At 40.8% G+C, this 12,316-nt stretch carries 5 protein-coding genes and 1 tRNA gene; 5 read left to right on the forward strand and 1 reads right to left on the reverse strand.

The genetic code is table 11. From position 1 onward, the window contains the following. Positions 1 to 42 precede the first annotated feature (42 nt). The 5 genes from G7Y45_RS05805 (at position 43) to G7Y45_RS05825 (ending at position 11,465) form a co-directional block, all read left to right on the forward strand. Positions 43 to 3,456: a TonB-dependent receptor gene (locus G7Y45_RS05805; RefSeq protein WP_165016373.1), complete on the forward strand. Its 3,414-nt coding sequence runs from the start codon at positions 43 to 45 to the stop codon at positions 3,454 to 3,456. Positions 3,457 to 3,478: 22 nt separating this feature from the next. After that, positions 3,479 to 4,966: a RagB/SusD family nutrient uptake outer membrane protein gene (locus G7Y45_RS05810; protein ID WP_032531734.1), complete on the forward strand. Its 1,488-nt coding sequence runs from the start codon at positions 3,479 to 3,481 to the stop codon at positions 4,964 to 4,966. A gap of 122 nt (positions 4,967 to 5,088) precedes the next feature. Beyond that, positions 5,089 to 7,482 (forward strand): hypothetical protein, encoded by a 2,394-nt coding sequence (locus G7Y45_RS05815; protein WP_165016371.1) that lies wholly within the window; start codon positions 5,089 to 5,091, stop codon positions 7,480 to 7,482. A gap of 174 nt (positions 7,483 to 7,656) precedes the next feature. Continuing rightward, the gene (locus G7Y45_RS05820) at positions 7,657 to 10,605 is read left to right on the forward strand and encodes a glycosyl hydrolase 115 family protein (protein WP_165016369.1); all 2,949 of its coding nucleotides are present in this window, start codon (positions 7,657 to 7,659) and stop codon (positions 10,603 to 10,605) included. Positions 10,606 to 10,709: 104 nt separating this feature from the next. Continuing rightward, the gene (locus G7Y45_RS05825) at positions 10,710 to 11,465 is read left to right on the forward strand and encodes a NigD-like protein (protein ID WP_165016367.1); all 756 of its coding nucleotides are present in this window, start codon (positions 10,710 to 10,712) and stop codon (positions 11,463 to 11,465) included. 675 nt (positions 11,466 to 12,140) lie between these two features. Here the strand turns inward: G7Y45_RS05825 and G7Y45_RS05830 are convergent. After that, a tRNA-Met gene (locus tag G7Y45_RS05830) sits at positions 12,141 to 12,217 on the reverse strand. Positions 12,218 to 12,316 lie beyond the last annotated feature (99 nt).

The raw sequence follows: 12,316 nt of genomic DNA on the forward strand, positions 1-12,316 counted from the left end.
TCGCCAAAGGACGGCTATTGTTTAACTAAAAAAAATAATATTATGAACAAAAATCGGTCAATCCGAGTGGCAACCTTTTGCCTTGGTTTGATGTTGGCGGGTTCTCTGCAAGTACATGCCCAGAAAGTTACGTTTCGGGATGGAACAGTATCATTGAAACAAGCGTTTGAGAAGATCGAAGCATCTTCGAAGTATAAAATCGCTTATAATGATTCACACCTGAACGTCTCCCGTAAGGTTTCGTTAAACCAGAAAGAAACTGAAGTCTTGGAGATATTGGCAACCATCCTGAAAGATACGGGTTATACATACAAAAAGAACGGCAACTACATCGTTATTGTGCCGGTGGAGCAAAAGCCTGCTTCAAAGGTAAAGAAAGTGAAAGGAGTTGTAAAAGATGCCAGTGGCGAGGCGATTATCGGAGCAAATGTATTAGTAAAAGGTACGACAACAGGAGTAATTACCAATCTCAATGGAGATTTTGAGTTAGAAGTGCCGGATAACGCAGTATTACAGGTTACATATATTGGATATGTACAGCAGGATATAGCTGTAAAAAACCGGAATCAATTAACTATCTCGCTGAAGGAAGATACTAAAACTTTAGATGAAGTTGTTGTCGTAGGTTATGGTACTATGAAGAAAAAGGACCTGACCGGAGCTGTAGCATCAGTGAAGATGGATGATACTCCCTTAAGTACAATCTCTACGGTAAGTCATGCATTGGCAGGTAAGGCTGCTGGATTGCAAGTAAACACAGTTAGTGCCCAGCCGGGTGGGGGTACAACATTTCGTATTCGTGGAGCTGCTTCGACCGGTGCAGGTAATGATCCGTTAATTATTGTGGATGGATTTCCTGTAAGTAATGCGGGAAATGTCAGTGTCGGTTATAACAGCGATAATGGTACAACTGATAATATCTTGGCCTCTATTAATCCCAATGATATAGAATCAATTGAAGTATTGAAAGATGCCAGTTCTACTGCCATCTATGGTGCGCGCGCAGGCAGTGGTGTTATTATTATTACGACTAAACGGGGAAAAGAGGGGAAACCCAAAGTTACCTATTCAGGATCGGCTACTGTACAGACCATGGCTACCCAATATGAAATGTTGGATGCACAGGATTTTATGATTCAGTCTAACCGCTGGTTCAAGGAAAAATGGATGTATGACAATAAAGTTGGTATTTATGGCGGTAAGAGTGAATCGGATGTCGCCAGTGCATATAGTCCAAAATATTCGGATGCGGAGATTGCGAATCCGGTGAACGATACGGATTGGTATGATCACATTACGCGTACCGGTTTTCAGACACAGCATAATATTTCTATCAATGGAGGTACAGAATATACCAAATATCTGATTTCGGGTAACTTTTTTAATCAGAAGGGTATTGTGAAGAATAATGGTATGTCGCGTTATACCGGGCGTGTTAATTTGGATCAGAAACTTAGTAAATATGCAAAAGTCGGTATCAACCTGACTGTGAGCCGTAATACCTTGGACAATGTTCCGTTGGGAGCGGGGCAAAATGAATATGCCAGTATTTTAGTGTCGGCAGCTCAGTTTAGTCCTCTACTTTCGGTCAAAGATGAAAATGGTGATTACAGTTTGAATCAACAAGCTGCTTATATTCCAAACCCTGTTTCATTACTTGAGATTAGTGACCAAACGACTAAAGAACGTTTGTTGGCTACTCCGTTTGTTGAAATTAAACCTATTAATGAACTCACATTAAAAGCGAGCTTCGGCATTGACCGCAACTACCAGCGTCGTGAAGTCTATATGCCCAAAACAACTCTTTATGGAGAAAAGGCAGATGGACGTGCAGATATCGGGCAATATGACAGATCTGATTATTTGCTGGAACTGACAGCCAATTATGCAAAGCGTTTTGGTAACCATAATTTGAATGCTTTGGTTGGATATTCTTTCCAGCGTTTCACCAGCAAATATCTGAATGCCGGTAACCAGGGGTTTTTGACGGATGCTTTTCTGTTTAATAATCTGGGTGCAGGTACTTATGAGAAACCATGGGTTGGTTCTTCCGCTTCTAAAAGCGAAATGGCTTCTTTCTTCGGTCGTGTAAATTATACCTATAAAGATCGTTATTTGCTGACTGCCACTCTTCGTGCTGATGGTGCCTCTAACTTTGCAAAAAATAACCGCTGGGGATATTTCCCTTCTGTCGCTTTGGGTTGGAGATTTACGGAGGAAAATTTTGCCCGGTCTTTGAATTTGGATAAAGTGCTATCTAACGGTAAGTTAAGGTTAAGTTACGGACAAACAGGTAACTCGAATATTGGAGATAAATCAGTCACTTATTATGGTACTGGATATAATAAAGTTTTCGGTAATAAAGAATATACAGGAGTTTATGTCAGTCAGATCGGTAATCCGGATTTAAAATGGGAGACGACGACCGAGTGGAATGTAGGATTGGATCTGGGCTTCTTAAACAACCGTTTTAATGTAACGGCAGAATACTTTCATAAGGTAGTTTCTGATTTGCTTAGTTCCCGCAGTGTGCTTTCATATAATGAAGTAGGTTCAATTGCGGCCAATATTGGTAAAACACAAAGCCAAGGATTTGAACTGACAGTCAATACAAAGAACTTTGATACAAAAGATTTTAGCTGGAATACCGATTTCACCTTCTCATTCTATCGTGATAAATGGAAAGAACGTGACGAGAGCTGGAGCCCGAACCCATACGATATGTATAATGCTCCGTTGAGGGGATACTATATGTATCTGTCTGACGGGTTGATTCAGCCGGGAGAGGAAGTATCCTGGATGCCGGGAGCCCTACCGGGACAGGTGAAATTAAAAGATATTGATGGATATGCATACAATGCAGACGGAACTTATAAAACCGATAAACATGGCATTCCATTGAGGACTGGAAAGCCGGATGGAAAGATCGATTATGCGGATGCTGTATTTAAAGGTTGCAGTGATCCGGGGTATTTGTTGGGATTGAATAATACTTTCCGTTATAAGAATTTCGATCTGAATGTTTACTTCTATGGGCAGCTGGATTTATTAAAGAGTGGTTCTTATAAAGATTATTGGATTGTTGGTTCAGGGACAATGACTGGAGTGAATAACTTATATCGTGGCTATAACATGCCGACTTCGGCTAAAGATGTGTGGTCACATGATAATACATCGGGTAAGATGCCGGGTTATTTTCAATATATGAGTAATTATGGATATGGAGACTATTTTCTGGAAAAGAGCTGGTTTATTCGATGCCGTAATATTACATTGGGATATACATTGCCTGTTAAATCGGCAAAGAAGCTGATTTCCAATGTACGTATCTACGCTGATGTAAACAACTTGTTTACTATTACTCCGTATGATGGTTTGGATGTGGAAACGGATGATTCTTATTGGGCATATCCTAATGTGCGCAGTTTTAGTATTGGTCTGGATATTACTTTCTAAGCAATAAAAAATAAAGAATGATATGAAAAAGATAATTTATATATTTTCCCTGTTTATCGCAGTGATTGGTTTATTGGATTCTTGCATTAACCTGGAATCCGAATCATACGACTCTATTAATACAACTATATTTCCAACTAATGCAGATGATGCAGATGCACTGGTTATTGCAGCAGCTTACGGTCCGTTCCGTGCAGATGGATATGGCGGATTATTTCAATGCGCTAAAGGTGGTCTGGCCTCCAATACAGATATGTCTACCGACCTATTGGATTGTAAATGGGGAGATTCATGGTGGCCGGCTGTATTACAGTTGAATTTCACTGCTACCTCTGATATCCCTACTTCTTTTTATGGTACGTGGGCGAATCATATCGGAAAGATGACATTGACATTAGACCGTATTTCTGGTATTGATATGAAAGAAGAGGAAAAAACACGTTTAGTTGCCGAAACACGTTGTGGACGTGGCTGGTTAGCATATATTCTTTACGACTTGTATGGCCCTATTCAGATTCCTTCATTAGAAGTTTTACAGAATCCTACCCAGAAGGTCATTGTACCTCGTTCTTCAAAAGAGGAAACAGTGAAGTTGATTGAAGATGATTTGAAAGCGGCAGCTGAAGTACTTCCTGCTAAATATAGCAAGTCTGATGAGAACTTCGGACGATTTACCAAAGGACTGGCATATACAGTGTTGATGAAACTTTATATGCATGAAAAAGAATGGGGCAAAGCTGTGGAATGTGGAAGAGAAGTTATGAAATGTGGGTATTCGTTGGTTGCTAATTATAAGGACATCTTTACTTTAGATAATGAAGGCAATGATGAAATGATCTTTTCATGTATTGAAACCAGAGGGGTAAATGAGCAAATGTGGCATGCACATGTGTTGCCAAGTAATTATCCTACAACTAATCCCAATATCCAAAAATGGAATGGCTATCGTATGCCATGGCAGTTTTACCACAGTTTCGATCCTAAGGACAAGCGTCTGGAAGTTATTTGTAGTGAATATGTAGGAACAGATGGGGTGACATACAATGAAACTAATCCGGGCGAGTATCTGGATAAAGGTGCATTGCCCATCAAGTATGGAGAAGATCCGACACAAACCAGTGAAAGCAGTGAAGTAGATGTTGTTGTTTACCGTTATGCCGATGTATTGACTCTGATGGCTGAGGCATTGGCACGTAGTAATAATGCGGTTACTCAGGAAGCTGTGGACCGTCTGAATGATGTACATACACGTGCAGGATTGACTGCTTATCAGTTGAGTGATTTTACCTCACTGGACGATTTTCTTGGAGCTGTTCTTAAAGAACGTGGGCATGAATTATGGGGTGAGGGCTGCCGTCGTAGTGATCTGATTCGTTATGGATTGTATATTGATTATGCTATCAAGTATAAGGGATCTACTACTGCAAAAGAGTATATGAACCTGATGCCGTTGCCGCAGAGTGTCATTACCGAAAGTAGTGGACAGGTTATTCAGAATGAGGGGTACTAATGCTTATTAAGAGATTATTATAAATTTATTCAAAACGGATTCCGCAATTTGTCATGGGGCATCTTATGATTCTTTAAATTGCCGGGATCCGTTTTTTCACAATTAGAATAGAAAAACAGATTATGCTTTTTAAAGGAATACGTTTAGCCGTTTTATTATCCGGAATGTTGATTTTCAGTCCAATGACTCCGGCACAAATTATTTTGAAACACCCTGGTTGGGAATGGAGAATTTCTGAAACCGGATGTGCGGAACAACTAATATTTAAAAATAAACAACGAAATGATACAGTACCTTTTTTCCGTAAGGGCGATCATGCCGGCCCCTCTTTCTATGCTAAACGCGAGGGAAAAGAGATACGTGCGCCTTGGATTCCGGATGGATATGCTTCCTATCGCAGCGAAATAGACGGGGTGCTTTGCTGCATTTCCTATACAAAAGTTCATGGGCAACCTGCATTGAGGGTAAAGTTGACTAACGAGTCATCAGTTCCTTTTCAACCTCAGAAGGCAGGGCTTAAGTTAGGTATCGATACATATATGGATAAATATCCGGATTGGTTCGGTAAATATTTTCCAACTTTGATGAGAAATGAAAAGACTCATTTTTACGGGTATCTGCAGGCTCCTTCCGGACATACATTGGGACTTGTGTCACAACAGCCTGTAGCATCTTGGAGTGTGGACTATAATTTGGGATATCAGGATCCGGCACCGTTTTGGTTCATGGGGCATCGCATTGAATCGCTAAATCTTGACTTGTTGAATGCTTTACCTTTACCGTCTCGTCATCCGCAAGATTTGTATGAGTTGAAACAAGGCGAAAGTAAAGAGTGGACCTTCCTGTTCATCAATGTGGGGAAGCTGGATAATTTGGAATATGCTATAACACAAGCTGCAGATATTCCTTTGATTGATATTCGTCAGACCTCTTATGCTGCGCATGAGGAAGCGTCATTCATGCTTACAGCGGATACTCCAGAGGTAAAAGTAACTAATGATGCGGGGGCAGAGTTACCTGTTGTGCTGACTAAAGCGGAGGGTAAACGTTGGATAGGAAAGGTTAAACTGGAAGATGCAGGACTTTATACTCTTTCCGTCCGTTCGGGCAATAAGGTTGCCGAAGCGGTATGGACGGTGCATCATCCTTGGCAGTGGGTGATGAAAAAGGCACGTGAGAATGTAGCCCGTTATCATCAGAAACCCACATCACATGCCGAAAGTTGGTATGGGTTCTATTCGGCCTTTCTGGCCGCCCGTTATTTTCCGGATAAAACATTGGATAAACAATTGAGTGATTATTTTGATCAGCTCTACAATAAATTGCATGATCCGGAAAAAGTGGAGCCATTGTATTTTAAAACTCGTATTCAAAATACTTCCACTACAATTGGGATGTTGGCAGATAAGTATGAGGCACAGGGAAATTTGGAGGATCTGAAGAAAGCATCGAAATTGGCTGACTGGATGATTCGGACTTCTCAGCGTGATGACGGAGCCTATTATAATCACGGAACAGTCTATACCAGTGTTATTTATATTGCTAAAAGTGTTTTAGAACTTGCCGTTCTTGAACGTAAACAGGGTGAGCAAGATCCGTTTTGGAAAGATTGTGCCGAACGTCATTTTTTATCTGCCAAAAAGGCAATCGACCAATTGGTTGCATCACAAGGTGATTTCCAGACAGAGGGAGAGCTGACATTTGAGGATGGAATGATTTCTTGTTCGGCTTTACAGATCGGTATGATGGGGGTTCTTGAAAAAGATGCTGAAACACGTAAATATTATACTGATGCAATGCTGAAGATTCTTAATAGTCACGATTGCCTGACTCAGCTTCGTGTTCCTGATGGACGTCGCCGGCAAGGTACTATGCGTTATTGGGAAGCGCAATACGATGTGCAAATGTTACCGAATATGTTTAATTCGCCACATGGTTGGAGCGGATGGCGTGCATATGCTACCTATTATGCCTATTTGTTGACAGGTGACGAAAAATGGTTGGAACAGACATTTAATGCAATGGGGGCCTTTGCTAATTTGATTGATTATAAGACAGGACAGTTGCGTTGGGCTTTTGTTGTTGATCCACACCTTGAAGTAGAGCAGGCATGCAGTGCTGATACAAAATTGAACTTTTCAGATCTTAGTTTTGGCAATCCGCATCCCAAATTATATGATACCCGTAAGTTTGTTATTGGCGAACAATATGTAAACATGATCAGCGATTGGCAGACAGTCAATACTCAGGATAATGATGTGCACGAACTGTTTAAGTGTATTGGTGAGACGGTACTGACTAATGCTTTTGTGATAGAACGTCCAAATGGTGAGGTGGTTGGATATAATTGTCGTGTATCCGGAAAAGGTAATACACTGACAGTAAAGGCAGACGAAAAACAAATCGTGAATCTGCATTGTAACTTAAAACAACCGTTCTCTGTGACTTTTGGTGGCAAATCCCGCTCTTTACCCAAAGGATACTGTGATTGGGCCTTTGGGCAATCCGGTTATTAATTATTCGATAACTTTCATTGATCCCCTGTATTCATAAAACGAGATGTGTGATATGTTTCGTTTTATGAATATAGGGGATGTTTTTTAAAGAAACTGTTTTTATGAGAAACTTTGGCTTACTCATAGGAATACTTATCTTTGCATAGAATGAAATAACACTAACAGAAACACTAAATGAGACATTTATTTTTATTGGCAGTGCTTTTGTATGCCTGCACTTCTTACGCACAGATTCGTGTGCAAGAGCGACTTTCGGAGGGGGAGACCAGCTTTGTTTTGACTACTCCTGAGTTACAAGCCAAAATTTATTATGATGTAAATGATGAACTTGTCATCAAAAAATCGGCAGAGTTATTTGCTTTTGACGTTGAAAGAGTGACCGGCCGAAAGCCTGAGTTAATCCAAAAGCGTGAAAGAGCGAACTTCCTGGTTATTGTCGGAACTATTGAAAAGAATAAATGGATTCAGGAGTTGGCGCAAAAGGGGAAAATCGATATACGCCCGTTGCAAGGGGCTTGGGAACGATATCTGATTCAAACGATCGACAAACCTTATCCGGGGGTGGATAAAGCCCTGGTCATAGCCGGGAGTGATCGGAGGGGAGCTGCTTATGGTTTGTTTTCCATCTCCGAGATGATAGGGGTGTCTCCTTGGTATTGGTGGGCCGATGTTCCAATAAAAAAGCATGAAGCACTGTATATTGATGCTCCGGCCACTTACTCTAAAACTCCTTCGGTGAAATATAGAGGTATTTTCTTGAATGATGAAGACTGGGGGTTGAAGCCCTGGGCAGCTAAAACCTTTGAGAAAGAACGTGGTAATATAGGTCCCCGTACCTACGCGAAGATTTGCGAGTTGTTGCTGCGTTTGAAAGCTAACCACCTGGCTCCAGCCATGCATCCTGTATCCACGGCATTTTACCGGATTCCTGAGAATAAACTGGTAGCCGATACATTCGCCATTGTCATGGGGTCCAGTCATTGTGAACCTCTATTGTTAAATACAGCCAGTGAGTGGCATAGTGAGACGATGGGGCCGTGGGATTATAACGCTAACAAGAATAAGATTAACGAAATATTAAGCAATCGTGTGAAGGAAATTTGCACTTACGAGAATGTATATACATTAGCTTTAAGGGGATTACATGACGCCGCCATGGGAGGTGGCAATGTGCCGATGAAAGAGAAGGTAAAGATGCTGGAGAGTGCATTGAAGGATCAGCGGAATCTGATAGCCCAACATATTAATAAGCCTGTCGAAACCATTCCCCAGGCATTTACTCCCTATAAAGAGGTATTGGATATTTATTCGAATGGTCTGGAGCTGCCGGAAGATGTCACTATTATTTGGGCAGATGATAACTTTGGTTACATGAAACGGCTGAGTGGTCCGCAGGAACAAAAGCGTGCGGGACGTGCGGGGGTATATTATCACCTTTCCTACCTTGGAGTACCCCATAGCTATTTATGGTTTAGCACCACTCCTCCGGCATTGATGTATGAAGAACTTCGCAAAGCGTATGATACTACAGCTGATTGTATTTGGTTGGCGAATTGCGGAGACCTGAAAGGTTCCGAGGTACAAGTTTCGTTTTTTCTCGATATGGCTTATGATATTGAGCAGTTTAACGAAAAAAATGTGCATACCTATCCTGCCCGTTGGTTGGCAAAGATGTTTGGAGAACAATATTACAATATGTTGGAGGATATTACCTGTTCGCATATAAACCTGGCTTTTTCCAGAAAACCTGAATATATGGGTTGGGGATATTGGAATAATTATTGGGGTGGAGGAGAAAAACGTACTGATACAGAATTTTCTTTTACGAATTATGAAGAGGCTGGGAAACGTCTGGCAGAGTACCGGCGTATCGGTAAAAAGGCAGAAGATATGCTGGTTACATTAGAAGAGGCGGCCAGACCCGCACTGTACCAACTGCTGTATTATCCGGTAAAAGGCGCTGAATTGATGAATCGAATGAATATGACAGGGCAACTGTACCGACAGTATGTGCGTCAGAAACGTGCCGCTGCCAATAATCTGAAAAGCGAAGTAGAATGTTGTCACGATAGTTTAGAGGTTATTACCGATAGGTATAATTCTCTCTTGAATGGTAAGTGGAAATACATGATGTCTCTAAGACAAAATTATGATGGAAGTAGTTCTTATTTTATGCTTCCCTTGATGGAGGAATGCTATATGCCGGCAGGTGATCCGAAATTAGCTGTTCAGGCCGAAAGCGAACAACTGGACCGGGGAGGTTTCAGTTGTCATGTTTTACCTACGTTCAACACGTATTCCCGTAAAAGTCACTGGATCGATATTTATAATCAAGGAGGTGGAAAATTGGCTTGGAAATCGGTAGCCTCTGACGAATGGATTGTTTTGTCCTGTCAATCGGGCATTACTTCTACGGAGGATCGGATCCGGGTATCTATCGACTGGGATAAAGTCCCCGTAGGGGAGAAGGTCACAGGAGGGATAGAGTTCTCTACCGGGATGCAGAAAGAGCGTGTGTTTGTATCTGTATTCAATCCGATGGTTCCGGCACGGGATGAGTTACAGGGACTTTTTGTGGAAGAAAATGGTTATGTATCTCTGCCTGCTACTGACTTTCACCGTAAATTTGAGAGTAATGACATTAAGATGCACATACTGCCAGGATTGGGTTTCGAAGGCTCTGCCTTGCAAATAGGCAGTCCGACAGCTCCGTTACAGATGTACCGATCGGGTGAGGTCCCCAGGGTAGAATATGATTTCTATACTTTCAATGCAGGGATAGTTGATGTGTATACCTATGTACTACCAACTTTTCCTTTACATGCTGAGCGGGATTACAAACTACCGGAGCATACCAATTCGGATACAAAATACAGTGTCCGTATTGACGATGGCTCTATTTCCACCCCATCTACTTCGGCCATAGAGTACTCGCAGATCTGGTATGATAGTGTATTGAAGAATTGCAGGGTGAACAAATCAACCCTTTATGTAAAAGCTCCCGGCAAGCATACCTTGCAGATTCGTTGTGGAGATCCCGGAACAGTGATTCAGAAAATAGTAATTGATATGGGCGGTCTCAAAAGATCATATTTGGGACCTGAAAGTACTCTTTACCGTTGATATTATTTTTAATTAACATTCTTGGATGCAGGCTTTTCGGAATTGTTTTATTTCTATAAATAGAGAGAACCTATTTTGAATGTCTAATGAAAATGAAATCTATTATGAAAGTCTGTTCATTCTTGAATAAAGGAGTTATAATTGCGATGGCGGTTGTTTGTTCTGCCGGTTTACAGTCTTGTCTGGATGACAATGATAAGTACTATTATGTAGGAGGATTTCCTAATGCTCTTGTAACAGTGAAAAACGCGACTGATGGTTCATGCTTTTTACAGTTGAATGATAGCACGACATTATTGCCTACTAATATGACCTCTTCTCCTTTTGGCGAGAAAGAAGTAAGGGCATTGGTGAATTATGATGAATTGGATGAATCAGGTGGAAAATATGATAAGGCCATACAGGTGAACTGGATAGATAGTATTCTGACCAAATCGATTGCACCTGATCGGGGGACGGAAAATGATGTTGTATATGGCACGGATCCAGTCGAAATTGTGAATGACTGGGTGACTATTGCAGAAGATGGTTATTTGACTCTACGTTTCAGAACAACGTGGGGAGACTATCATAAAGCCCATTTCGTAAATTTATTGTTAAGCCAGAATCCGGAGAATCTTTATGAGGTAGAATTCCGTCATCATGCGTACGGAGACACATATGGTACGATGGGAGATGGTCTGGTCGCTTTTAAACTGGATGGTCTGCCGGATACAAATGGTAAAACAGTCAAATTAAAACTAAAATGGAAATCATTTACCGGCGATAAATCTGCAGAGTTTGATTATTGCACTCAAAAGTCCGTTACACCAGTTAATGCAGCAATCACATCGGTAAGGAGTAATTTGAACTTAAAATAACTTCTCAAGCCCCAAAAGGTTACGTTTCTGTGAATCTCGATTGGAGCATACGGCTTGCCGGGATCTGAAAATAGATAGGAGCGTAGCCCTTTTCTATTAACATTGTTAATGCCTTTTTCAGAACGTTTTTTTCTATTTGCAGAGAAGAAGTCTTTTGTGCACAAAAGACTTCTTCTTTATTATCAAAAGGCTTGTTTTAACGTACTGTTAAAACAAGCCTTTTGCAGGAATGTAACTAATGCTTATAATTACTTGATTTTTAATCTTATGGAGTAATGTCAGAACTTTTACTCCCCAATTTTCTCCTATAAGGTTTAGCGGGGATATTTGTTATTTTAATAAGTATATGTGCTTTGATAAAAAAAAAGTAGGTGGTTAAACCTTTCGATAAGATTGTTTGTTCAGACTTCCTGTATTTACCTCGTTTCAGTAAATAGACTTACATAGTTGAAGCATTATCATTTTCCCTTGTTGATAGCCTGTTTGAAGTAATGGTTAATAGAATGAATGTAAACTTGTAATCAATTGAAGCTTATTTTGTTATCCTGTTGATAACTTTAGTGGATACCTGTTAATAACCTTGTTGATAACTGAGTGGAATGTATGAGGGGAGCAGCGTGTCGGGCAATAAAAAAGCGCCCAAGAGTGGAAGCCTCCTAAACGCTAATTTTCTTTTGGTAGCGGGACCCGGGATTGAACCGGGGACCTCATGATTATGAATCATGCGCTCTAACCAGCTGAGCTATCCCGCCATTGTTTCTCGATTGCGGGTGCAAAGATAGAGCCTTTTTTTTAATCTCCAAAACATTTTCTATCTTTTTTGTGTTTAACTTAAAAAAAACATCTCTGAA

The organism is Bacteroides sp. ZJ-18, assembly GCF_011038705.2.
GTDB classification, from domain to species: domain Bacteria; phylum Bacteroidota; class Bacteroidia; order Bacteroidales; family Bacteroidaceae; genus Bacteroides; species Bacteroides hominis.

Excerpts from the sequence above, each read along its gene's own strand:
- G7Y45_RS05805 (WP_165016373.1), top strand. The coding sequence starts at position 43 with ATGAACAAAAATCGGTCAATCCGAGTGGCAACCTTTTGCCTTGGTTTG.
- G7Y45_RS05810 (WP_032531734.1), top strand. The coding sequence starts at position 3,479 with ATGAAAAAGATAATTTATATATTTTCCCTGTTTATCGCAGTGATTGGT.
- G7Y45_RS05815 (WP_165016371.1), top strand. The coding sequence starts at position 5,089 with ATGCTTTTTAAAGGAATACGTTTAGCCGTTTTATTATCCGGAATGTTG.
- G7Y45_RS05820 (WP_165016369.1), top strand. The coding sequence starts at position 7,657 with ATGAGACATTTATTTTTATTGGCAGTGCTTTTGTATGCCTGCACTTCT.
- G7Y45_RS05825 (WP_165016367.1), top strand. The coding sequence starts at position 10,710 with ATGAAAGTCTGTTCATTCTTGAATAAAGGAGTTATAATTGCGATGGCG.